This window comes from Halomonas sp. H33-56 (assembly GCF_040147035.1).
GTDB lineage: Bacteria > Pseudomonadota > Gammaproteobacteria > Pseudomonadales > Halomonadaceae > Halomonas > Halomonas litopenaei.
In genome coordinates this window covers 3,038,320-3,062,151 of the sequence record NZ_JAMSHP010000001.1, presented here as the reverse complement: position 1 = coordinate 3,062,151, position 23,832 = coordinate 3,038,320, and the positions used below count along the sequence as shown (strand labels likewise).

17 protein-coding genes, 4 tRNA genes and 1 pseudogene are annotated in these 23,832 nt (G+C 64.7%); 13 read left to right on the top strand and 9 right to left on the bottom strand.

All coding sequences use genetic code 11. The features are described 5' to 3' along the window. The first annotated feature begins 8 nt into the window (after positions 1-8). Genes NFH98_RS13090 through NFH98_RS13080 form a run of 3 tightly spaced genes read left to right on the top strand, consistent with a single transcriptional unit; the run spans position 9 to position 3,012 of the window. On the top strand, positions 9-914 hold the full coding sequence (locus NFH98_RS13090) for an ABC transporter ATP-binding protein (protein ID WP_349622835.1): 906 nt from the start codon (positions 9-11) through the stop codon (positions 912-914). Beyond that, on the top strand, positions 856-1,506 hold the full coding sequence (gene cobO / locus NFH98_RS13085; protein WP_349622834.1) for a cob(I)yrinic acid a,c-diamide adenosyltransferase: 651 nt from the start codon (positions 856-858) through the stop codon (positions 1,504-1,506). Before NFH98_RS13090 ends, cobO begins: the two co-directional genes overlap by 59 nt. A 42-nt stretch (positions 1,507-1,548) precedes the next feature. Next, positions 1,549-3,012, top strand: a complete 1,464-nt coding sequence (locus tag NFH98_RS13080) for a cobyric acid synthase (protein WP_349622833.1) — start codon at positions 1,549-1,551, stop codon at positions 3,010-3,012. A 517-nt stretch (positions 3,013-3,529) separates the two neighbouring features. Here NFH98_RS13080 and NFH98_RS13075 read toward each other — a convergent pair. The 3 genes from NFH98_RS13075 to NFH98_RS13065 all read right to left on the bottom strand — a co-directional run bounded on the left by NFH98_RS13075 (position 3,530) and on the right by NFH98_RS13065 (position 6,062). Then, positions 3,530-4,108, bottom strand: a complete 579-nt coding sequence (locus NFH98_RS13075) for a hypothetical protein (RefSeq protein WP_349622832.1) — start codon at positions 4,106-4,108, stop codon at positions 3,530-3,532. Positions 4,109-4,347: 239 nt separating this feature from the next. Beyond that, a complete protein-coding gene (locus NFH98_RS13070; protein WP_349622831.1) occupies positions 4,348-5,130 on the bottom strand; it encodes an alpha/beta fold hydrolase in 783 nt (260 codons plus the stop codon). A 176-nt stretch (positions 5,131-5,306) separates the two neighbouring features. Then, positions 5,307-6,062 (bottom strand): glycerophosphodiester phosphodiesterase family protein, encoded by a 756-nt coding sequence (locus NFH98_RS13065; RefSeq protein WP_124803901.1) that lies wholly within the window; start codon positions 6,060-6,062, stop codon positions 5,307-5,309. A 246-nt stretch (positions 6,063-6,308) separates the two neighbouring features. Here NFH98_RS13065 and NFH98_RS13060 point away from each other — a divergent pair, with 246 nt between their 5' ends. Then, a complete protein-coding gene (locus NFH98_RS13060) occupies positions 6,309-6,962 on the top strand; it encodes a hypothetical protein (protein WP_045994595.1) in 654 nt (217 codons plus the stop codon). A gap of 298 nt (positions 6,963-7,260) precedes the next feature. Here NFH98_RS13060 and azu read toward each other — a convergent pair whose 3' ends face one another. Continuing rightward, positions 7,261-7,755, bottom strand: coding sequence for an azurin (gene azu / locus NFH98_RS13055; RefSeq protein WP_306169344.1), 495 nt, complete (start codon positions 7,753-7,755; stop codon positions 7,261-7,263). A gap of 285 nt (positions 7,756-8,040) precedes the next feature. Here azu and NFH98_RS13050 point away from each other — a divergent pair, with 285 nt between their 5' ends. After that, positions 8,041-9,018, top strand: coding sequence for an NADPH:quinone reductase (locus tag NFH98_RS13050; RefSeq protein WP_045994597.1), 978 nt, complete (start codon positions 8,041-8,043; stop codon positions 9,016-9,018). Positions 9,019-9,180: 162 nt separating this feature from the next. Here NFH98_RS13050 and NFH98_RS13045 read toward each other — a convergent pair whose 3' ends face one another. Next, entirely contained in the window at positions 9,181-10,146 is a 966-nt protein-coding gene (locus NFH98_RS13045) for a MurR/RpiR family transcriptional regulator (RefSeq protein ID WP_083970620.1), read from the bottom strand. Positions 10,147-10,301: 155 nt separating this feature from the next. Here NFH98_RS13045 and NFH98_RS13040 point away from each other — a divergent pair, with 155 nt between their 5' ends. The 3 genes from NFH98_RS13040 to NFH98_RS13030 all read left to right on the top strand — a co-directional run bounded on the left by NFH98_RS13040 (position 10,302) and on the right by NFH98_RS13030 (position 14,494). Continuing rightward, positions 10,302-11,636, top strand: coding sequence for an aspartate aminotransferase family protein (locus tag NFH98_RS13040; protein ID WP_349622830.1), 1,335 nt, complete (start codon positions 10,302-10,304; stop codon positions 11,634-11,636). Positions 11,637-11,734: 98 nt separating this feature from the next. Further along, entirely contained in the window at positions 11,735-12,301 is a 567-nt protein-coding gene (locus NFH98_RS13035) for a carboxymuconolactone decarboxylase family protein (RefSeq protein WP_349591367.1), read from the top strand. A 138-nt stretch (positions 12,302-12,439) separates the two neighbouring features. Then, positions 12,440-14,494: an SLC13 family permease gene (locus tag NFH98_RS13030; protein ID WP_349622829.1), complete on the top strand. Its 2,055-nt coding sequence runs from the start codon at positions 12,440-12,442 to the stop codon at positions 14,492-14,494. 60 nt (positions 14,495-14,554) lie between these two features. Here NFH98_RS13030 and NFH98_RS13025 read toward each other — a convergent pair whose 3' ends face one another. The 4 genes and pseudogenes from NFH98_RS13025 to betI all read right to left on the bottom strand — a co-directional run bounded on the left by NFH98_RS13025 (position 14,555) and on the right by betI (position 21,346). Further along, positions 14,555-17,005: an acyl-CoA dehydrogenase gene (locus tag NFH98_RS13025; protein ID WP_349622828.1), complete on the bottom strand. Its 2,451-nt coding sequence runs from the start codon at positions 17,003-17,005 to the stop codon at positions 14,555-14,557. Positions 17,006-17,348: 343 nt separating this feature from the next. Continuing rightward, positions 17,349-19,016, bottom strand: a pseudogene (betA, locus tag NFH98_RS13020) (choline dehydrogenase); the annotation flags it as partial. Positions 19,017-19,094: 78 nt separating this feature from the next. After that, complete coding sequence (gene betB, locus NFH98_RS13015; RefSeq protein WP_349622826.1) at positions 19,095-20,564, bottom strand: betaine-aldehyde dehydrogenase; 1,470 nt, start codon at positions 20,562-20,564, stop codon at positions 19,095-19,097. 161 nt (positions 20,565-20,725) lie between these two features. Then, the gene (gene betI / locus NFH98_RS13010) at positions 20,726-21,346 is read right to left on the bottom strand and encodes a transcriptional regulator BetI (protein ID WP_349622825.1); all 621 of its coding nucleotides are present in this window, start codon (positions 21,344-21,346) and stop codon (positions 20,726-20,728) included. Positions 21,347-21,596: 250 nt separating this feature from the next. Here betI and NFH98_RS13005 point away from each other — a divergent pair, with 250 nt between their 5' ends. The 5 genes from NFH98_RS13005 to NFH98_RS12985 all read left to right on the top strand — a co-directional run bounded on the left by NFH98_RS13005 (position 21,597) and on the right by NFH98_RS12985 (position 23,548). Then, positions 21,597-22,550 carry a choline ABC transporter substrate-binding protein gene (locus NFH98_RS13005; RefSeq protein WP_502878746.1) on the top strand — a complete coding sequence of 318 codons (954 nt, stop codon included), beginning with the start codon at positions 21,597-21,599 and terminating at the stop codon, positions 22,548-22,550. 236 nt (positions 22,551-22,786) lie between these two features. Continuing rightward, positions 22,787-22,863, top strand: a tRNA-Met gene (locus NFH98_RS13000). A gap of 353 nt (positions 22,864-23,216) precedes the next feature. Further along, positions 23,217-23,292 (top strand) — tRNA-Asn (locus tag NFH98_RS12995). 46 nt (positions 23,293-23,338) lie between these two features. Further along, positions 23,339-23,414, top strand: a tRNA-Asn gene (locus tag NFH98_RS12990). A 58-nt stretch (positions 23,415-23,472) separates the two neighbouring features. After that, positions 23,473-23,548, top strand: a tRNA-Asn gene (locus tag NFH98_RS12985). Positions 23,549-23,832 lie beyond the last annotated feature (284 nt).

Below are 23,832 nucleotides of genomic sequence, written 5' to 3'. Positions count from 1 at the left end.
GGGCGTTCATGGCTGTCACACCCGCATCCACCGACCAGGCGCTGCCAGTTTGTTCGCTGTCCTGCGAAGCTCTGGTGATCGACGTCCCCGGCAGGGCGGACGGTCAGCCGCTGTCGTTTTCCATCGAGCCCGGCAGTCGCTGGGGCATCCTCGGGCCCAACGGCGCCGGCAAGAGCACGCTCCTGCATAGCCTGGCCGGGTTAAGGGCGCCACGCCATGGGCGCTTGAGGCTGGACGGCCGGCCGCTGACCGACTGGCGCCGGCGCGCCGTTGCCCAGCGTCTGGGCGTGGTGTTCCAGGAGCGCCATGACGAGTTTCCCGCCAGCGTGCTGGAGACCGCGCTGATCGGCCGCCATCCCTTCCTCCGGGCCTGGCAGAACGAAAGCGAGGACGACGTCCAGCGCGCCCTGGGCGCGCTTGAACGCCTCGATATCGCTCATCTGGCCCACAGGCCGCTGGCGACCCTGTCTGGCGGTGAACGTCAGCGGGTCAGCCTGGCCACGGTACTGACCCAGGCGCCGCAGATCTGGCTGGTGGACGAACCGACCAACCACCTCGACCTGCATCATCAGGTGGCCGCCATGGCGCTGCTCGACGAACAGGCAAGCCAGGGTGCTGCCGTGGTGATGTGCCTGCACGATCTCAATCTGGCGGCGCGCTGGTGCGACCACCTGCTGCTTTTGTATCCCGATGGCGCGGCCTGCTGGGGACCACGCGACGATATGCTGGTGACGTCCGCCCTCGAGCGGCTTTATGACCAGCCGTTGAGCGTCGCCGAGGTCGATGGCGCCGCCGTCTTCATGCCGCGGGTGGCTTCGTCGCTTACTCCGCCGCGCCCCACCAAGGAAGTTTCCCATGACGCACACGTCCCCTACGACGCCGTCCCGCACGACACAGACCCCGAAAAACGTTGATCCCGAGCGCCACGCCCGGCGCATGGCCGCCAAGCAGCGGATCATGGCCGAGCGCATCGCCAGTGCCGACAAGGAACAGGGCGTGCTGCTGGTGCTGACCGGCCCCGGCAAGGGCAAGAGTTCATCCGGCTTCGGCATGCTGGCCCGGGCGCTGGGCCACGACATGAAGGTGGGCGTGGTGCAGTTCATCAAGGGCGCCTTTTCCACCGGGGAGGAGGCCTTCTATCGCCGCCAGCCCGGAGTGGCGTTCCACGTCATGGGCGAGGGCTACACCTGGGACACCCAGGACCGGGAGCGCGATGTCGCCGCCGCCGAAGCCGCCTGGGACAAGGCCCGCGAGTTGCTTCAGGATCCCGATATCGCGCTGGTACTGCTCGATGAGCTGAACATCGCCCTGCGCTACGGTTACCTGGATCTCGACCGGGTACTGGACGACCTGCAGGCCAGACCGGCGATGCAGCACGTGGTGGTGACCGGGCGCCACGCGCCCCAGGCGCTGATCGAACTGGCCGATACGGTCACCGAGATGAAGGTGGTCAAGCACGCCTTCAAGGATCAAGGCATCAAGGCCCAGAAGGGTATCGAGCTTTGATCGACCCCCCAGAAGGGTATCGAGCTGTAAGGGAGCGCTAGCATGGCAACGCTGATGATCCAGGGCACCACCTCGGATGCCGGCAAGTCCACGGTGGTCGCCGGTCTGTGCCGGGTGCTGGCACGGCGCGGGTTCAGCGTGGCCCCGTTCAAGCCCCAGAACATGGCGCTGAACAGTGCCGTCACCGTGGATGGCGGCGAGATCGGTCGCTCCACCGCGCTGCAGGCCCAGGCTGCCCGCGTAGCGCCCCACAGCGACATGAATCCTGTGCTGTTGAAGCCCGAAAGCGACAAGGGCGCCCAGGTCATCCTGGCCGGGCGGGTCCACGGCAGCATGGCCGCGCTGGACTATCACGCCTACAAGACCACCGCCCGACAGACGGTGCTGGACTGCCATCGCCGGCTGTCCGAGCGCTTCGACGTGATCATCGCCGAAGGGGCGGGCAGCCCTGCCGAGGTCAATCTACGCGAAGGTGACATCGCCAACATGGGCTTCGCCGAGGCGGTGGACTGCCCGGTACTGCTGGTCGGAGATATCGACAGAGGCGGCGTCTTTGCCCAGCTATGCGGTACCCTGGCGCTGGTCAGCGCGTCCGAAAACGCGCGGATCAAGGGCTTCGTGATCAACCGCTTTCGCGGCGATATCGGGCTGCTGGAGCCGGGGCTTGAGTGGCTGGCCGAGCGCGAGGCGAGGCCGGTGTTCGGTGTGCTTCCCTACCTGCAGGGGCTGTGGCTCGACGCCGAGGACAGCCTGTCGCTGGAGCAGCGGCTTGATCACGCAGGGGGCGACATGCTCAAGGTGGTGGTGCCGGCCCTGCCGCGCATCAGCAACCACACCGACCTCGATCCGCTACGCCTGCATCCTCGCGTCAGCCTGAGCCTGGTCGGCCCCGACCAGCCGATGCCCGATGCCGACGTCATCCTGTTGCCGGGCAGCAAGAACACCCGGGCGGACCTGGCCTGGCTCCGCAGCCAAGGGTGGGATGAGCGTATCCGTCGCCATCTGCGTTACGGCGGGCGGGTGCTGGGTGTCTGCGGCGGTTTTCAGATGCTGGGGGAATGGATCGACGATCCTGACGGCATCGAGGGCGAGCCCGGCGGCGTCGAAGGGCTCGGGTGGCTTGCCATGTCCACCACCATGCGCCCCGACAAGCGCCTGACGCGGGTCAGCGGGCGCATCGACACCGCCGACGGCTGCTGCAGCATCCACGGCTACGAGATTCATCAGGGTGTCAGCCGGGGAGAGGCGCTTTCACGGCCATTGATGCGTCTCGAAGCACGAGACGAAGGTGCCGTCAGCCAGGATGGCCATATCATGGGCACCTACCTGCACGGGCTGTTCGACGGCCCCGACGCCTGCGAAGCATTGCTCGCCCGCCTCGGGCTCCCGGCCGAGGACACCCGCCGGGTAGACCTCGACGCCCACCGCGAACGTCAACTCGACCGCCTGGCCGACACCATCGAGCAGCATCTGGATATGGAGATGGTTCTGCGCCTGATCGGTTGAGGAAGATGGTCCGAAGTGGCGCCTGGTATCGGGCCCCCTAGTGTCATTGCCCTCCTGGCAAGGAGGGCAAGAGCCCAACCCGGTCAGCAACCACCGCCCCCATCTCCGCCACCGCCACCGCAGTCGCCACCGCCACCGCCACCGCAGTCGCCGCCTCCTGACGAAGCGCCGCTACTGCTAATGATTGCAGCAGCGGCTGGGTCGATACCTGGATGAGTTGGCGTTGATGGCGATAAGTGCCGCTTCTGAGAGTCTTTCCTGGGTGACGACGCTTTTGTCGTGGTTGTCTTGCTTGCGAAGTTCTGTTTGTTTTGTTTTCGGCTGAGCCACGCAATGAGTGTTATGACGGATAACGCTATTCCTGCAATTATGAGATAATGTGTTGATGTTTCCATGTGTCAATTCCTTTATGTGGTGAGCGTGGATTGAATTTTTTAGTTCATTGGTGATATTTGTCTGGAAAGCCTTTTGTTATATATGCCTTTGCAGAGCGAGTTGTTATTCGCAGTCTTGCAAGTTACTCCCTATCTTCGTCGCTGTTGTCTTCTCTGCCGCCGAAACCACCATTGTCTTCGCCGTGCCCATGGGGGGAACTTGTGTCAAAGTCCATGTTTCGGGCTTCTTCGTCACTTTCCATCGCGCCACCATAATCTGAGCTTTCCCGCTCATAAGAGTCTGAATCGTAGCTGGAGTCGGTGTCGTAGCTGGCGTCGGTATCGTAGCCGGAGCCGGAGCCGAAGTCGTAGCTGGTGTCGTGGCCGGAGTCGGTATCGTAGCTGGAGCCGGTGTCGTTAGTGCCAGCAGCCTCGTCATTGCTCTGGTCGGAACAATCGATCCCTTGGTTGGAACTGGTCTCGGGCAAGTGGCCAGGCGAGGAAATTTTCGAGTTATGCTGATCGGTGTGATCTGAGTCCAACCCAAAATATCTATCGGTACAGGTGTTTATTTTTCTTTCAAGTTCGATATCGCTACCGCTTGTCTCACATGTTTCACATTCATCTAATTCTGTTTCGCGTCCTTTAGGATGAATAAAGACTTTCCGAAAAATTACTGTTAACGTGGCAAGCGATATGGCGATTGCAAAAAATGCCAACATGTTGGCTAGCCTCATGCCGGAAGGAACGTCATGAATACCAGAGGGGTGAGGAAGAATCAGCAGGATTTAAAAAGCATCATCGATTTGGCCAATAATCGACGGCATGGTTGGCTGGCCTGAGCAAAAAAACTGCTCAGGGTCGGCACCGATAAAGCAGTGTTGGCAGGCAGCAGGTTACTGGCCGTTGCGGCGCAATAGCACCTTGTTCAGACCAGAAACTACATCCTCAAGGGATTGACTCAGTCGAGAAACGCCCTGATGAGTCCGAGCACCGTGTCTGCTTGTTCGCGATGGGGCACGTGGCCACATCCCTCCAGCAACACCATTCGTGACGGCCCTTGAGGTAGTTGCGCGTAGCGTTCGGGCTGCTGTGGCGAGCCGTATTCGTCCTGGTCACCGTGCAGCGCCAGTACAGGGCACCGGACCCGTCTAAGGGTGTCATCCTGGGTCCAGCCCCGAAAGTCGGGGTCCAGCCAGGTCTCTACCCAGGCGTCGAGCACCCAACGGGCCTTGTCGCCATGGTACTTCTCCAGGCGCTCGATCTGGCCGGGCAGGGCGAATGTATCGCGGGCCTGTCGGATGCCCGAAAGCGTGCGTTCTTCCACAAAGGCCTGGGCCGCCAGAGTAATCAGCGCCTGGCAATCGTCGTAGTGGGCAGCGATACCGGAGGCCATGCAGCCGCCGACGCTATGGCCCAGAACAACGAAACCCTCGAGCTTTAACGCGCGATGAAGCGCGGCAAAGCCCTGGTGCGCTTCGTCGGCGATAAAGGTGTAGGTCAGTTGGCCTGGGTGGCCCGTGGATTGGCCGAAGCCCAGTCGATCGTAAGCGATCACTTCGCGGCCGGTGGTCTGGCACAGGGCTTCGGGGAAGTCGCGCCACAGCTCAACGCAGCCCAGCGAGTCATGCAGCAACACGATGGGCGCGCCCTTGGTATCAGGCTCGGGACGCCATCGACGAACAAACAGCGATTGCCGGTCTATGTCGTGAAGTGACACCTGAAGGTCAGATACCTGGGGCATGAAGTGGCTCGCTGGCAGCAACATATCAAGCCCACTCTAGCGAGTGGCCGCTGGCCTGCCAAGCAAGCGCTAGGTTTGGACAGGTTGCTTTCAGGACAGGTCGCTTTTAAGACAGGTCGCTTGTAATACAGGGCCATGCCAGTGTCAGAGCCGCTTCAAGGATACGCCTTGGCAAGTTACGTCTTGTCAGCAAAGCGTTCGGGGTCATCGGAAATGACGGTGGTCACGCCCCATTTCCAGTACTTGGCGAAGGCCACCGGATCATTGGCGGTATAGCACAGCAGCGGTGTGCCGCTCTGGGTGACCTCCCGAGCCCGCTCTTCCTTCAGCTTCTTCCAGTCGCAGTGCAGGCTGTAGGCCTGCACCGCTTCCATGTCGTGCCGCCAGTTCTTGCCGATCTTGTCGACCAGGACGCCCAGGGCGAGTTGGCTGGGTGATGCGATGCTGCGCGCGTGATCGAGCGCCGCCGGGCTGAAGGAAGACACCAGTCGACGTTCGAACGGCAGCGCTTCCAGCAGACGCGGGATCACCGATTCGGCCAACGCTTCTGGATCGCGCCCCCGGGTCACCTTGAGTTCCAGGTTGACCGCCATACCGCGTCGATCGATCAGATTGAGCATGTCGTCGAGTGTCGCCATGCGCTCACCGCGAAAGCGCTCGGCGTACCAGGCGCCGACGTCGTATTCCCTGGCCTGTTCCAGACGCAGCTTGCTTAACTTGCCGCGCCCGTTGGAGCAGCGCCGCATGCCGGGGTCGTGCCAGATCACCGGGGTACCATCACCCAGCAATTGCACATCGAGCTCGACCCAGGTGATACCGGCTTCCCAGGCAAGCTGGACGGCGCTCAGGGTATTTTCCGGTGCATGGGCCGACAGGCCGCGATGCGCCATCAGGCGGGGCAGGTCGATAAGGGGCGTGCGAGATGTCGTCATGGGCTCTCCTTGGCTTGGCGTCACAACATGGCACCGGCTTTCGTCATCATCGGACATGACCGTCCTGCTAGCCAGAGGCTGCACGCCTCCATGTTGGGCCACAAAGATGACCGAACGGCGACGACATGAACACCCCGTCTGTCGCAGCGGTACACCGAGGGCGGTGTCGCTGCCTGGAATATGCTAGTCTCGCCGGTTTCGACAAGTGGGTCGGCGCCGGTCGGCGCCAGCAATTAGAGGTCAGTGATGAAGGTCGTCAAAATCAACGAGCCCCAGCAGCGGGAAGCCTGCCTGGCACGCCTTTGTGCGGAAGCCTACGGTCATCAGGCGGGTATCGCCCCCCTGGTCACCTTCGCCGGCGTCATCGGGGTGCTGTTCAAGCAGGAAGCCGCCCGGCTTCTCGCTCTGGTGGACGATCAGTCCCGTCCCATCGCGCTGGCCCTGCTGGTCAGCGACGAAGCCGGTACCAGCATGAACGTGGCCCAGTTGACGTCGCTGGACCCTGACGCCGAAAGTGCGGTCGACGGCGGCAACAAGACCGGCGCGGAAAGCGATAGCCAGGGCGAGGCGCAAAAGCCGGCCGGCAAGGGCAAGCTGAATCCCGCCCTTCGTCTGGTGGCGGAACTGGCGCTGCGGGCGCCGCTGCGGGTGGACGTGGTCAGCGATGCCCAGAAGGCCGAGTTTAGCGCCGCCGGTATCCAGCGCTGGATCAAGGGCCCGGGCGAGCTGCAGATCGGTCTGGGACCCAAGCATACGGCCACCAGCCTCGACAATCTGCCGCGAACCCTGACCGTGGACGAAGCCTCCGTGGTGGCCAACTTCAAGCAGGACAAGGCGTTGTTCGAAGATTACAAGAACCGCTTCGTCAGAGGCCTGGAGTCCTTCCCGCGGACGTTGTGATCAGCGACGGAAACGAACTCTCGAGGGAATGGCGCTGTTCCAACGATTGATCTGGCAAGAACCGCTTCGTCAGAGGGCTGGAGTCCTTCCCGAGGACGCTATGAACTAGTAGAAGTGGTAGCAACAACGAAGCCCCGGTCCCTGCCTCTTTTGGAGGCGAGGGCCGGGGCTTCGTCGTTGGGCAAAGGGTCGGCGCTTGCCGGGCCGAGGTGGTTGTTGATCCGCTCGCGGGCAGCAAGAACGGAGGTGGCCCGGGTCACGCCGTCAGGGATCGATGCCCGTCGATCCGTGCAGTTATCTAGCCTTCGCTGGTGAGGCTGAACGATCCCTTCATCATCGAGGAGTGGCCGGGGAAGGAGCAGAAGAAGGTCAGATCCTGGTCGGCGAGTCCTTCGGTGTCGAAGGTGATGCTGGTGGATTCGCCGCCGCCGATGATGTCGGTGGCGGCCAGGATGCGGTCATCCTCGGGCAGGTAGTTGCTGTCGAGTCCCGCCTGCATGCCTGCGGAGGCAATCTCCTGATAGGCGTCGGTAGGGGCCAGCACCCAGTTGTGTCCCATCACGTCTTTCGCCATGGAGCCCGAGTGGGTCAACGTCAGACTGACGGTCTCGCAGCTGGCGGGTACGCTCAGCTCGCTCTTGTCGTACTGCATCTGGTCAGTGGAATCGATGGTCAGCCGGCACTCTTCGGCGACGTTGTCCGCGGCGCCATCATCCGCTACCGCCACGGCAGAGAACAGCGGCACGGCGGTGATCGCGAGGATGGAGGCGGAGGAAAGCAGGGCATGTTTCATGACAGCGTCCTTTTCGTTGCTGGATGAGGTGGGTGCAGGGTTTGCCACGACCGTTCACGGCGTTCAGCAAGGGGAAACGCGGTGCACCACACAACATGTATCCATGTTTATATTTTAACTGTATACAGTTGATGAGTCTCGTAGACATCAATGGAGCTGTCAAGCGCCGACAGTGATCCCGTGGCCACGGCTGTGCCGACGGCAAATCCAGTTTGGACTTGACCGAGGTCGAGCAGAGCGCTTGACTGGGCGTACATACCCGTTAGCAGCGTAAGGAAGCCTTTCATGGCCAAGCGGATTCAATTCGCACGCACCGGCGATTCCGAGGTGCTGGAACTCGTTGATACACCGGCGGCCGAGCCGGGCCCCGGCGAGGTACGCGTCGCCAATGAGGCGGTGGGCCTCAACTTCATCGATATCTACTTCCGCACCGGTCTGTATCCGGCGCCTTCCCTGCCGTCGGGCCTGGGAACCGAAGGCGCTGGGGTGGTCGACGCCGTGGGCGAGGGGGTCGATCATCTGCAGGTAGGCGACCGCGTGGCCTACGCCCAGGGGCCCCTGGGCGCCTACGCCGAACTGCACACCCTGCCGGCGGACAAGGTGGTGGCGCTGCCCGAGGGGATCAGTTGCGAGACCGCAGCGGGGGCCATGCTCAAGGGGCTGACGGTGCAGTACCTATTGCGTCAGACCTACCCGCTGCAGGGTGGCGAGACCATCCTGTTCCACGCCGCCGCCGGTGGGGTGGGATCGATTGCCTGTCAGTGGGCCAAGGCTCTGGGCGTCAAGCTGATCGGCACGGTCAGCTCCGTCGAGAAGGCAGAGCTTGCCAAGCGCAACGGCGCCTGGGCGACCATCGACTACACCAAGGAAGACGTGGTCGAAAGGGTGCGCGAGCTGACCGGCGGCGAGATGGTCGACGTGGTCTACGACAGCGTCGGCAAGGACACCTGGGAGACCTCGCTGGACTGCCTGAAGCCGCGCGGCCTGATGGTCAGCTTCGGCAACGCCTCTGGACCGGTCGAGGGGGTCAACATCGGCATCCTCAACCAGAAGGGCGCGCTCTACGTCACTCGGCCGAGCCTCAACGGCTACGCCGACAGCCCGGAGCGGCTGCAGGACATGGCCGACGAGCTGTTCGACATGATCGAGAGCGGCAAGGTGAAGATCGACGTGGCCCAGCGCTTCGCCCTGGCGGAGGCCGGCAAGGCGCAGGACGCCCTGGCGTCACGCAAGACCACCGGGTCTACCGTGCTGCTGCCCTGAGCGATCGATCGCCGATCCCTGTCTTCCTGATCGAACCTATCCTGTCGGACAGAGCGGGCCCGCCAAGTTGGCGGGCCCGCTTGCATTTCAGGGAGGCGTCGGCCTGACGGCGTTGTGGCTTGCGTACCGGCTGCCCTGGTCGCCGTCGGTTCTGCCTTGGCGCTACAGCGACGCCCCCAGCTCGCGAATCATCCTCTCGCGCCGCTTGAGGGCGGCCAGTCCCTCGTCGCCCAGGCGATCGGCCACCTCGGTCAGCAGGCCCTGGGCCAGCAGGAAGAAGGCGCCCATGGCGTTGGAGAAGAACAGGCTGTCGGTAGGCACCAGGAAACGGTATTCGGCGACCCGGGCAAGCGGAGACGACTCGCTGTCGGTCAGGGCGACCACCCGAATCCCCGCCCGCGCCGCCACCCGTGCGGTTTCCAGCACGCTGGTGGTGTAGGGAAAGCAGCTGATCACCACTAGCAGGTCCCCTTCATCCAGTTGCGCCAGGGCGTCGGCCACCCCCTGGTGTCCCGCATCCAGCTCCCCGGTATCGGCACGCAGCATGCCAAGCCCATAGGCCATGAACTGCGCCAGCGACGCAAACTGGCGTTGCCCGTGGACCCTGACCCGACGGGCGAGGGCCAGCAGCTCGACCACCCGGTCGTAGTCATCGGCGTCGAGTCGCTCGAGCAGGCCGGCGAAGTTGGCGCTCTCCTGGCGTCCGAGCCGGGCCAACCGGGCGACACCCTGACCCTGGTCGCGATCGGTCGAAAGCCTCGAGGCCAGGTCGCTGTAGAAGTGCTCGCCGCCGTCGGCCAGATCCCGCCGAAACACCGCCTGCAGCTCGCCGAAGCCGTCGAAGCCCAGGCGCTGGGCCAGCCGGGTCAAGGTCGAGGGGTTCACCTCGAGCCGCCCGGCCAGCTCGCTGATCGAGGCCACCGCACTCGCCTGCGGCGACTCCAGCAGCGCCATCAGCACCCGCAACGATCGTTTGCCCAGTCGAACGTCGCCGTCACCGGCCTGGATCTGCGCCGCCAGTTCCTTCAGGTCGCCGAGGGTGCTCGATTCGCCGAGGCGAACAGGGCGGTCCTGAGCGCTCCGCTCGGTCGATGGCTTGGTGGCGGGCTTCGAGTCGCGAGAGGGCATGGCGTCTCCTTGAATGACGAGCGGGCCAGTGTGCCAGCTTGGCGGGCGTCTGTCCGGTGAGGCGTAGACACAATTTGCAAATATGCATTGTGTAAAAATATAATGCATTTAAAATTTGCATTTCTGCGATGTCGTATCTACCTGCTGGAGGTTCCATGAGCCGCGTCTTTCACCGCCACCTCAAGGCGTCCTATCCCACCGCGGTGGCAGGCGATGGGCCCTATCTGATCGATGCCGCAGGCAAGCGCTACCTCGATGCCTGTGGCGGCGCGGCGGTGTCCTGCCTGGGGCATAGCGATCCCGAGGTGCAGGCCGCGATCAGCGAACAGGTCAAGCGCATGGCCTACGCCCATTCAAGCTTCTTTACCTCGGAGCCGATGGAGGCGCTGGCCGACTTTCTGGTCGATCGCGCGCCCCAGGGCATCGGCAGCGTCTACTTCGTCTCCGGCGGTTCCGAAGCGGTGGAAGCGGCGCTGAAGATGGCGCGCCAGTACTTTCTCGAGATCGGCCAGCCAGAGCGCACCCAGGTCATCGCCCGGCGCCAGAGCTACCACGGCAATACTCTTGGGGCGCTGGCCACCGGCGGAAACGCCTGGCGTCGGCGTCCCTTCGAACCGCTGTTGGCCGACACCACCCACGTCAGCCCCTGTTACGCCTATCGCGGCCAGCGCGCGGACGAAAGCGCCGAAGCCTACGGCGAGCGACTCGCGGTGGAACTCGAGGACACCATCGAGCGGCTGGGGCCACGCCGGGTCATGGCCTTCGTCGCCGAGCCGGTGGTGGGGGCGACCCTTGGCGCGGTGCCGGCGGTGCCCGGATACTTTCGGCGGGTGCGCGAGATCTGCGATCGTCACGGTATCCTGCTGATTCTCGATGAGGTGATGTGCGGCATGGGGCGCACCGGTAGCCTGTTTGCCTGCGAGCAGGAAGGCGTCAGCCCCGACCTTCTGACCGTGGCCAAGGGCCTGGGCGGTGGCTACCAGCCCATCGGCGCCACCCTGGCCAGTGCGCGTATCCGCGACACCATCGCCGAGGGCACCGGCTTCTTCCAGCATGGCCACACCTATATCGGCCACGCCACCGCCTGCGCCGCGGCGCTGGCGGTGCAGCGCGCGGTAGAGCAACGCGGCCTGCTTGAGCAGGTGCGGGCCAGGGGCGAGGCGCTGCGTGCTCGCCTCGAGCAGCGCTTCGGCGACCACCCGCACGTCGGCGATATTCGCGGACGCGGTCTGTTTCTGGGACTCGAGCTGGTGGCGGACCGGGCCAGCCAGGAGCCCTTCGACCCCGACCAGCGCCTCAACGCCGCGGTCAAGGCCGCCGCCATGGACCAGGGGCTGATGTGTTATCCCGCCGGCGGTACCCTGGACGGACGCCGTGGAGACCATGTGCTGCTGGCGCCGCCCTATATCGTCGAGGAAGATCATCTCGACGAGATCGTCGACAAGCTCGACGCCGCCTTGCAGCAAGCGCTTGGCCAGATGGGCCATTGAGTCCGTGCCTTGCGCTTCGGCCCGCGCAACACCACTGACACACCAGGCCCGCCAAGGGGCGGGCTTGCTACCTTTTTTCCCACGTACAGGATGACAGCATGACCCTTCGTTCCCGCTTGCCCGAGCTTGACGACGCCACCATGAGCGCGGAGCAGCGCCGGGTGCTCGACGATATCCTCAGCGGCCCCCGCGGCAACCTCGATGGTCCTTTCCTGGCCTGGGTGCACAGCCCGCAGCTTGCCGACCATGCCCAGCGCCTGGGCGCCTTCTGTCGCTACCATACCTCGCTTCCGCTGCGCCTCACCGAGCTTGCCATCCTGACCACCGCGGCCTGGTGGAAGTCCCAGGCGGAGTGGCAGATCCACGCCCCCATCGCCCTCAAGGCCGGCCTGTCCGAGTCGGTGGTCGAGGCCTTGCGAGAAGGCCGCCAACCGACCTTCGAGCGCAGCGATGAAGTCATCGTCCATCGCCTGGCCAGCGTGCTGTATCAGCATCGGCGCGTCGATCAGGCCACCTACGACAGGGCAGTGGAGGCCTTCGGCGAGGAGGCCGTGGTGGAACTGGTCGGGGTGCTTGGCTACTACGCCCTTGTGGCGATGACGCTGAACGTGTTCGAGGTTCGCCGAGGCGATGAACCGCTGCCCTTCGTCGAACCCTCCCTTTGACGAAGCCTCCTGGGCGCGTTGACGAGGTGTTTTAGGCTACGCTGAATCAGCGGTACCCTGGCGCTTTCTCGGTGACGCTTTCGCGACCTCCAGCACTCTGCAATCGCCCGTCAGGGCGCCGCCCAGGGAGGGGCCGACATGGACGACAGTCTTCTGGTATTTATCGTGCTCGGGCTGACGCTGGCGGCGTTCGTCTGGGGGCGGTTTCGTTTCGATCTGGTGGCGCTGGCCTCCTTGCTGGCCTCGGTGGTGCTGGGGCTGGTGCCAGCCGACCAGGCCTTTTCCGGTTTTGGCCATCCGGCGGTGATCACCGTGGTGGCGGTGCTGGTGCTGTCCCGTGGCTTCGAGCGGGCCGGGGTGGTGGACGTGATCGCCGCCCAGGTGCTCAAGGTCGGCGACAGGCTCCTGTACCAGCTATTGGCGCTGACCGGCCTTGTCACCGTGCTGTCGGGCTTCATGAACAACGTGGGGGCGCTGGCGTTGCTGCTGCCGGTGGCCCTGCGGATGTCGCGCGAACACGATACCTCGCCGTCGATCCTGCTGATGCCGCTGGCCTTCGGCTCGCTGCTGGGTGGCCTCACCACCCTGATCGGCACCCCGCCCAACATCATCATCTCGAGCTACCGTGCCAGCGTCGCCGGCGAGCGCTTCAGCATGTTCGACTTCTTCCCGGTGGGCGGCGCCGTGGCAGTCGCCGGGGTTGCCTTTATCGTGCTGCTGGGCTGGCGCCTGGTGCCAAGGCGCACCGGCCAGGCCAGCCGCGACGCCATGTTCGATACCGCCCACTATCTGGTGGAGGTGCGGGTCGACGCCGATGCCCAGGCCCTGGGCTGGTCGCTGCACAAGCTCAGGCGCAAGCTCGACGACAACGTGCCCGTGCTGGCGCTGGTGCGGGGCGGTCATCGCTACGCCGGTCACTCTTTCTATGGGGTGCTCAAGGAGGGCGACATCCTGCTGCTGGAGGCCGGTCCCGAGGAGCTCAAGGCGCTTGAGGATCGTGCCGGACTGCGGGTCGGTCTGGCACCCGAGGAGGCGCCGGATCCTGATGCCGAGCAGAGCGACGCCGAGCCGACCGACACCGAGCCAACCAACACCGAGCAGGCCAACAGCGATGACCCGGTGCGATCCTCGGACAACGCATCGGCCACGTCGACGTCGGCCCAGCCGTTGAACGCAGATGGGGAGGCCGGGGCCGCTTCACTGGCCCAGCGTACCCGCCAACTGGTCGACGAGGACGAGCAGGCGCGAGAGCGCCGCATCACCCTGGACGAGACCCGAGAAGCGGCGCGGGGCACCGAGGACGGCGACGAGCGCCAGGACGACAAGGCCCCCGAGGACCTGCACCTGATCGAGGCGGTGGTGCGCAACGACGCCGCCATCAGTGGCCGCACCGCCGCCGAGCTGCGCCTGCACCATCAGTACGGCCTGCACCTGGTGGCAGTGGCCCGTGACGGTGGGCGCCTCAAGCAGCGTCTGCGCGATATTCGCTTTCGGCCCGGCGACGTGCTGCTGCTGCAGGGCGATCCCGAAGGGCTGGGGGAGAGCCTGACGGTGCTTGGCTGCCTGCCGCTGGCAGACCGGCGCCTGACCCTCGGCCAGCCGCGCCAGCTTGCGCTGTCGGTGGGCATCTTTGCCGTCGCCATCACGGCCATGCTGTTCGATCTGCTGCCGGCGGCGGTGGCCTTGTCGCTGGCCGCGCTGGTCACCCTGCTGGTGGGGGTGCTGCCGCTGCGTGAAGGCTACCGTGCCATCGACGGCCCGGTGGTGGTGTTGCTGGGGGCGATGATTCCGGTGGGGCAGTCGCTGGAGTCCAGCGGCGGGGCCGGCCTGATCGCCGATGCCATGCTCGGGCTTGGCAGCCAGTGGCCGCCCATCCTGGTGCTGGCGGGGCTTTTCATGGTCAGCACCTTGCTGTCCAACGTCATCAACAATGCGGCGGCGGCGCTGTTGATGGCGCCCATCGCGGCGAGTCTCGCCAGCGGTTTCGAGCTGTCGCTTGACCCCTTCCTGATGGTGGTGGCGATCAGCGCCTCCTGCGCCTTTCTGACGCCCATCGGTCACCAGTCCAACACCCTGGTGATGGGCCCCGCGGGCTATCACTTCAGCGACTACTGGCGCCTTGGCCTGCCGCTGACCCTGGTGGTGATGGTGGTCGCCATCCCGCTGATCATGCTGGTCTGGCCGCTGCAATAACGGCCAAGGAAAACGCCCGGGCTGGGCCCGGGCGTCGTGGTGGTACGCGAAACGTCGGCGCTACGCTGTGACGTTGTGGTGGTTCATCTTTTCCTTGTCGGTGACGAAGGCGTCAAAGGCGAAGTCGTCCACGCTCAGCATGTCGAGCACCTCGGCCTCGCGCTTGCGCATGAAGTCGGCATCCTCCTCGCTGATCAGACCCTCCTCGAGCGCGGCTTCCAGGCGTTCTTCCGGGTGCAGCGCCTGCACCGGCAGCTTGCCCTTGGAGTACGCCTTGTTGATCTGGCGATAGAGCACCTCGGCGCGGTCCTGGGTTTCCAGCAGGGCGTTGTAGCGCGCCACCGGGTTGTCCTGGACCTGGTCGTTGCTGTCCCAGGCGCCGACCAAGAGCTTCTTGCGCAGGGCGCTGTCGGTGGACACCGCACGGGCGATGGACCGGGCCAGGTCGTCGTGGGGGCGTGCCCAGCGGCGGCCCAGCGGCATCACCAGCACCTTCAGGGTCTTGCCCAGCGCCCGGTTGGGCAGGTTGTCGAAGACCTCGACGAAGGCGGTCTCGGCGCGGTTGAGCAGGAAGCGGCAGGCGTAGTGCATCAGTTCCGCCTCGCCCTCGACCTTGTCACCCTCGTGCCACTGCTTGATCACCATGCTCACCAGATAGAGGTTGGAGAGCACGTCACCCAGGCGCGCCGAGAGCATCTCGCGCTGCTTGAGCTCGGCGCCCAGGCTCGCCATGGCGGCGTCGGCGCACAGGCTGAAGCCGGCAGACAGGCGGGCCACGTCCTGGGCGTAGGGGCGGGCGACCTCGTCGAAGGGGCAGGACGGCTTGCCGATGCCCAGGCCCATGGTGAGGGCGCGGGCGGCGTTGCCGAAGATCAGCCCGGCATGGCGGAAGAACGCCCGGTCGAAGGCCTTGGCGTCATCGGCGTCCTTGGCCGCCAGTTCCTCCAGCACATAGGGATGACAGCGGATCGCGCCCTGACCGAACACCATCAGGTTGCGGGTCATGATGTTGGCGCCTTCCACGGTGATCGCCACCGGGTTGGCACTGTAGCCGATGCCCAGGTAGTTGCGCGGGCCCAGGGTCACCGCCTTGCCGCCGTGGATGTCCATGGCGTCGGCCAGGATGTCACGCTGGAACTCGGTCAGCTGGCTCTTGAGGATGGTCGATGGCACCGCCGGCGCCTGGCCGTGGTCGATGGTGTTGGCGGTCTGGTAGACCGCCGCCTGGGCGATGTAGGCCTTGGCGGTAAGACGTGCCAGCGGCTCCTGAATGCCCTCCATCTCGGCCACCGGCACATTGAACTGGCGACGGATGCGGGCGAAGCCGCCGGCCCAGCCGATGGCGTAGCGGCCGGTGCCGGTAGCGCCTGAGGGCAGGGTGATGCAGCGGCCGACCGACAGGCACTCGATCAGCATGCGCCAGCCTTCGCCGGCCATCTCGGGGCCACCGATGATGGTGTCCAGCGGCACGAATACGTCCTTGCCGCGAATCGGACCATTCATGAAGGGGCTGCCGATGGGGTGGTGGCGGCGGCCGATCTCCATGCCGTCGGTGTCACGCGGCACCAGCGCGCAGGTGATGCCGAGGTCTTCGGTGTCGCCCAGCAGGTGGTCCGGGTCGAACATGCGGAAGGCCAGGCCGACCACGGTGGCGATGGGCGCCAGGGTGATCCAGCGCTTGTTGAAGGTCAGACGCAGGCCCAGCACTTCCTTGCCGTCGATTTCCTGCTTGCACACGATGCCGACGTCCGGCAGCGAAGTGGCGTCGGAGCCGGCGCGGGGGCCGGTCAGGCCGAAGCAGGGGATCTCGCGGCCGTCGGCCAGGCGCGGCAGGTAGTGCTCCTTCTGCTCCTGGGTGCCGTACTTGAGCAGCAGCTCACCCGGACCCAGCGAGTTGGGGACACCCACGGTGGACATCAGGGTCTCGTTGACCGCGAGCTTCTGCAGCACCGCCGACTGGGCCTTGGCCGAGAAGCCGAGACCGCCGTACTCCTTGGGAATGATCATGCCGAAGAAGCGTTCCTTCTTCAGGTAGTCCCACAGCTCCGGCGGCAGGTCGGCGCGCTCGCGGGCGATGTCCCAGGCATTGCACATGCCGGCGGCCACGGTGCACTGATGATCGATGAAGGCGCGTTCCTCGTCGCTGAGGCCTTCATCCTTGAAGTCGAGCAGGCGCTGCCAGTCAGGGCGGCCGGAGAACAGCTCACCGTCCCAGGCCACGCTGCCGGCCTCCAGCGCAGTACGCTCGGTATCCGATACGCGGGGGGCGACCTTCTTGAACATGGCGAACAGACGTGGCGACAGCCAGCCATGGCGCAGCGCCGGCAGGCCGCAGACGGCGATGACGGCGGCGATGATCAGCAGCAGTACGCCGACGAATTCGGCGTCGAGGACCAGGCCCGCGACCCCGAGAATGGCGGGCAGGGCGGCGGCAGGCGCGGCCCCGGCCTCGCGGCGGGCGATGGCGATCAGGCCAACGACCGCAAAGATGAGCAGGAGCAGGCTGAGCATGGGCGGTTCTCCTTGGAGAGCGATGAGAGGAAGTGTGGTTGTAATAAAACGCCTGTTTGAATTCTTGCAGATTAGCCCATCGCCTGACAACCGGCCATCGAAAACCTTGCCTCTTGCACCATGGTCGAACTAGAGGTCTCTTAGCTGCACAAAAAAGGCCCCGTGAAAGTCACGGGGCCAAGTCGATGTCGTCTAAATCGTGTCGCCGCCAGCGGCAGCTTTTCCGGCATCAGCCAGGCTGCGCTGTGCTATCAGAACTTGCACCAGCACCAGCACCAGCGCGTGCAGAGAGGCGCCGCTCGCTCTGGGTCGGATGGGCCTCCTCGAGCCGGCGCTGCGGCGGCTTCTGGGCCGGGGCGCCGTTGGCCACGTAGTAGGGCGCCTGGCTCGGCGGCAGCGGCTCGCGGCCACGGATCTTGTCGGCCATACGCTCGGCCAGCATGATCGTCGGCGCGTTGAGGTTGCCGGTGGGAATCACCGGGAACAGCGAGGCGTCGACCACCCGCAGGCTTTCTACCCCGTGCACGCGTCCGGCGCCGTCGACCACGCAGTCGTCACCGTCGCCCATGCGGCAGGTGCCACAGGGGTGATAGGCGGTCTCGGCGTGGCGGCGCACGAAGGCGTCGAGCTCATCGTCGCTCTGCACGTCCGGCCCCGGGGATATCTCGCGGCCGCGGAACTCGTCCATGGCCGGCTGGGCGATGATCTCGCGGGTCAGGCGAATGGCGTCGCGGAACTCTTCCCAGTCCTTTTCGGTGGACATGTAGTTGAACAGGATCGAGGGCGCGGCCTTGGGATCGACCGAGGTCAGCCGTACACGTCCTTCGCTCTGGGAGCGCATCGAGCCGACGTGGGCCTGGAAGCCGTGGGCCTGCACCGCGCTCTTGCCGTTGTAGCTGATGGCGATCGGCAGGAAGTGATACTGCAGGTTCGGCCAGGCTTCCTCTTCGCTGGTGCGGATGAAACCGGCGGCCTCGAACTGATTGCTGGCGCCCACGCCGCTGCCCTTGAACAGCCACTCGGCGCCGATCGCCGGCTGGTTGTACCACTTCAGCGCCGGGTACAGCGAGATCGGCTTCTTGCACTCGTACTGGATGTACATCTCCAGGTGGTCCTGCAGATGGGCTCCGACGTTGTCGTTGACGTGGACCGCCTCGATGCCGAGCTCCGCCAGCAGGTCCGCCGGGCCGATGCCCGAGCGCTGCAGGATCTGCGGCGAGGCGATGGCGCCGGCGCACAGCAGCACCTCACGGCGGGTGCGCACTTCCTGGGTCTGGCCCTTGCGCTGATAGCGCACGCCCACCGCACGCTTGCCCTCGAACAGGATGACGTCGGTGGTGGCTCGGGTCTCGATGGTCAGGTTGGGGCGCTTCTTGGCCTCGTCCAGATAGCCGCGCGCGGTGGAGGCGCGGCGTCCCTGGGGCGTGACGAAGCGGTCCATGGGGCCGAAGCCTTCCTGCTGGTAGCCGTTGACGTCCTCGGTGGCCGGGTAGCCTGCCTGCTGTCCCGCCTCGATAAAGGCGTGGTAGAGCGGGTTGTTGCCGGGCTTCGGGGTGGCCACGCACACCGGGCCGTCGCCGCCATGGTAGTCATTGGGGCCGATATCGCGGGTCTCGGCCTTCCTGAAGTAGGGCAGGCAGTTGGCGTAGTGCCAATCCTCGAGCCCGTCGCGCTTGGCCCAGCCGTCATAGTCCAGGGCGTTGCCACGGATGTAGCACATGCCGTTGATCAGCGAAGAGCCGCCAAGGCCCTTGCCGCGACCGCACTCCATGCGGCGATTGTCCATGTGCGGCTCGGGGTCCGTCTCTAAGGCCCAGTTGTAGCGCTTGCCCTGCAACGGATAGGCCAGCGCTGCGGGCATCTGGGTGCGGAAGTCGAAGCGGTGGTCCTTGCCGCCGGCTTCCAGCAGCAGGACCTGGACGTCCGGGTCCTCGGTCAGACGAGTGGCGAGGACGTTGCCGGCGGAGCCGGCGCCGATGATGACGTAGTCGAATTCACGGAGCTGTGACATGTGACGCCTCCCTGAAGGCAATGGGGTGACCGGGTCAGGCGTGACGCGGTGTTCGAGTGCTGTCGCGACGGGCCGGCCTTAGAAGACCGACTCGAAGGGGCCCATTTCGACCTGGACCGACTTGGTCTGGGTGTAGTGGGCCAGGGTCTCGATGCCGTTCTCGCGGCCGACGCCGGACTGCTTGTAGCCACCCACCGGCATTTCGGCCGGGGACTCGCCCCAGGTGTTGATCCAGCAGATGCCGGCTTCCAGGCGATGGATCAGGCGATGCGCACGGTTGAGGCTCTCGGTGAAGACGCCGGCGGCCAGGCCATAGGTGGTGGCGTTGGCGCGCTCGAGCACTTCTTCGTCGGAGTCGAAGCCGAGCACCGACATCACCGGGCCGAAGATCTCTTCACGCACGATGCGCATGTCATCGGTGCAGTCGGTGAACACCGTGGGGGCCGCCCAGGCGCCCTTGGCCCAGTCGCCCTGGTCCCAGGCGTCGCCGCCGGCCAGTACCCGGGCGCCTTGCTGCTTGCCCAGCTCGATGTAGGACAGCACCTTCTCCTGGTGTTCAAAGCTGACCAGCGGGCCGAAGTTGACCGAGGGATCCATCGGGTCGCCGGCCTTGATGCGCGCCACGCGCTCCTCGAGCAGTGCCTCGAAGTCGGCCTTGACGGCGTTGTCGACGAACACCCGGGTGCCGTTGGTGCAGATCTGGCCGCTGGAGTAGAAGTTGGCCATCATCGCCGCGTCGGCGGCACGGACCAGGTCGGCGTCACGGCAGACGATCAGCGGCGACTTGCCGCCAAGCTCCATGGTGACGTCCTTTAGGCTGGAGGCGGCGGAGGCCGACATCACCTTCTTGCCGGTGCCCACCTCGCCGGTGAAGGAGACCTTGGCGATGTCCGGGTGGCCGGTGATCGCCTGGCCCACCTCGGCCTCGCCGTGGACGACGTTGAACACGCCATCGGGCAGACCTGCTTCGGTGAACACCTCGGCCAGGATCATGGTGGTCAGCGGGGTGACCTCGCTGGGCTTGAACACCACGGCGTTGCCGGCGGCCAGCGCCGGGGCGGACTTCCAGCAGGCGATCTGGATCGGGTAGTTCCAGGCGCCGATGGAACCGATGACGCCCAGCGGCTCGCGGCGGGTGTAGACGAAGCTGTCTTCACGCAGCGGAATCTGGCTGCCCTCGATGGCGGCGGCGAGGCCGGCGTAGTATTCGAGCACGTCGGCGCCGGTGACGATATCGACGGTGGACGTCTCGCTGAACGGCTTGCCGGTGTTGCGGGTCTCGAGCTCGGCGATCTCGTCGTTACGCTCGCGCAGCAGCGCCACGGCGCGGTTGAGGACGCGTCCGCGCTCCATGCCGGACATCGCGCCCCACACCTTCTGGCCGCGCTGAGCCGCGGCGACAGCGGCGTCCACGTCGGCCTGGCTTGCCACCTGCACGTCGGCCAGGTGGCTGCCATCGTAGGGGTTGGTGACGCTGAAGGTCTCGTTGGAGGTGGCGTCGGTCAGACGGCCGTCGATGTAGAGCTTCTGGAGTTCGAGAGTTGCCATGGCATCCTCCTGTCGAAAGGGCATGTGTCAGCAAGCTGACAGCGATGTCGGGGCGATAAGTGAAGAGCAAGAATGTGCGCGTGAGTGGCGCAGGTGTTGAGCCTGCCCACTCGGTCTGCCTGAGATCCGGCTCGAGGCACGGGGCCTTGGCCGGAAGAGACTCAGGCCGGTTCGGGTTTGCGAGCCGCAGCGGGCGCGTGGCTGTCGAGCAGTCGATTCAGGTACTCCCGCGCAAGCTGGCGGGCCTGGACCGCGTCCAGGCCTTCCGGCGACAGGGTGCCGCGCAGCCACAGACCGTCGATCATCGCGGCCAGGCCATTGGCGGCACGCTGGGCTTCGTGTCGGGGCATCAGCCGGCGAAACTGGTAGCACAGGTTGGCGTACAGCCGCCGGTCGTTGATCTTCTGCAGCCGCTGCAGGTCGGCCTTGTGCATCGAGTTGGCCCAGAAGGCGAGCCAGGTGCCGGCAGCGCGGGCGTTGGTCTGGGAGGCGTCGAAGTTGCCGTCGATGATCGCTTCCAGATGGGCACGGGGGCTTGTGTCGCTCAGCGCCTTGCGCCGCGCCGCCACGGCCTGGCCCAGGTCATGCTGGATCTGGCGCATGGTCGCCTCCAAGAGGCCATCCTTGCCACCGAAGTAGTGGCTGATGATGCCGGCGGAGACCCCGGCGTGGCGGGCGATGCGCATGATGGTGGCATCGGCAAGCCCCACCTCGTGGATCGCCGCCATGGTCGCCTGGATCAGCTGCTGGCGGCGGATCGGCTCCATTCCTACCTTGGGCATGACAGACCTCCGTGCCGTTCGCCCTCGAACATTGAGGTGCCCGAGAGGTGAATCTGTTGATGCGCGTCTCGAGCGATATCGTGCTCAAGAGTTGAATCTAATGACTTGCTCCTCGAGGCACCCCCGAGGTTAGGATGTAGAGAGTATGCCTTTTATTGATTGGACGTTCAATCAAAATCTGGTCGATTCAACGGCACAGTCGTGATCAGGCCACCATACTGCAACCGATAACCTCAACAAGGAGTGCATCATGACGACCCCGACGATTCCCGCTCTGTCCTTGCTGGCGGCTGCCATCGCCGGCCTTGCCGCCCCCCAGGCGATGGCCGCCGATGACAGCTGCCAGCCGGTGCGTTTCGCCGAAGTCGGCTGGACCGACATCACCGCCACCACCGCGCTGACCACCGAAGTGCTGAAGGCCATGGGCTACGAGACGCGTATCGACACCGTCTCGGTGCCGATCGCCTATTCGGGCATGAAGAACGACGACTTCGACGTCTTTCTCGGCAACTGGATGCCGTCCATGGCGTCCATCAGCGACCCCTACGTCGAGCAGGGCGATGTCGACCGCCTGGGGGCCAACCTGGAAGGGGCCAAGTACACCCTGGCGGTGCCGCAGTACGTCTACGACGCCGGTGTCACCTCGGTGGCGGATCTCGACGAGCACGCCGACAAGTTCAATAGCGAACTCCACGGCATCGAGGCCGGCAATGACGGCAACGAGCTGATCCAGCAGATGATCGATGATGACGCCTTTGGGCTCGGCGACTGGTCGCTGATCGACTCAAGCGAGGCCGGCATGCTGGCGGAGCTGCGTGCCCGCGTCCCCGACGAGACCTGGATGGTGTTCCTCGGCTGGGAGCCGCATCCCATGAACACCAACTTCGATATGGCTTACCTGGAAGGCGCCGACGACTACTTCGGCCCCGACCTGGGTGGCGCCACCGTTTACACCAACACCCGTGCCGGCTACACCGACGCATGCCCCAACGTCGGTGCGCTGCTCAACAACCTGAGCTTCACTCTGGAGATGGAAAACCAGCTGATGGGCACCATCATGGATGACGGCACCGCCCCGGACGAGGCCGCCCGCGACTACCTCAAGGCCAACCCGGAGCTGCTCGCCTCCTGGCTCGAAGGCGTGGAGACCGCCGATGGCGAGCCAGCCCTCGAGGTGGTCAAGGCAGAGCTGGGTGTTGAATAAGGCAAAGCTGGGTGTGGAATAAGCCAGAGCTGGGTGTCGAATAAGCCAGCGCTGGGGCGCTGGGGCGCTGAACAAGCCTGAGCTGACTGTCTAGCAAGCCCAGAGCGTTCCAGACTGGGGAGAGAGTAGGGCAGGCCCGTCGTCGAAAATTTCGCAGGCGGGCTTGCCAAGTTCATGAACGGTGTGCATAATTCTCCCCCGTCGACACGGCGCTTTTGCCGCATGACGACCCAAAAGGCTACGTAGCTCAGTTGGTTAGAGCACATCACTCATAATGATGGGGTCCCCTGTTCGAGTCAGGGCGTAGCCACCAGGATTAAGAAAGCACCCGCTGACCTCGGTCAGCGGGTGCTTTCGTATGTGGCGGGTTTTTTGCCTCCCGTCAGCCATCGTCTGGCACGGACTTTCAGCGTTTGTGACCCGCCCGCACCTGCCCGGTGGGCGAGGGGTCAACGTGCAGGGCAGGGCTTCAGGATAGAGCTTCAGGATAGGGCTTCAGGATAGGGCTTCAGAACGTGCAGTGCATCGTGACGGCAGCCAGAGCCTCCCCGAACCGAGGTTACGAGGCGGATCAGCGGGTTAAGCCAGTCCTTGGGTCAACAAAAGCGCAACCGGGCTTGACGATCTCGGAGCGATCCGTATACTACGCCCCGTGCTTGAGGCGATTCCCCGATAGCTCAGTTGGTAGAGCAAATGACTGTTAATCATTGGGTCGCAGGTTCGAGTCCTGCTCGGGGAGCCAACCGCAACGGTTGATCCCGCGTCACGCACCGACAATTCAAGGTAATTCCCCGATAGCTCAGTTGGTAGAGCAAATGACTGTTAATCATTGGGTCACAGGTTCGAGTCCTGTTCGGGGAGCCATCTTGCCTTGCAGCATTGCTGACATTGTCGCCAAGCTTGAAGTACTGCACATCGTTGTTCCCCGATAGCTCAGTTGGTAGAGCAAATGACTGTTAATCATTGGGTCACAGGTTCGAGTCCTGTTCGGGGAGCCAGTGCGGCATCTGGCACTTATAGCGCTTATCGCTAGTTCCCTCGGCGCAACCCTCCTTCTTGTTACTCTCTTCGTAGCGAATTCCTTCTTAGCTATTTTCTCCGTTGACCTAATTTCTCCTGCTCGCTGTTTCTCGCCAACTGGCGGCGACACGTGGCTCGATTCGCTCCATCCTCGCTCTCGCGCTTGCCCAATGGCGGCATCAGTCTTATCTCGACGCTGCTTTTCCGTGTGTCGATAGCTTCGGCCCAGTTCGTCCCTGGGCTGCAGCACGCCAGAAGGGCC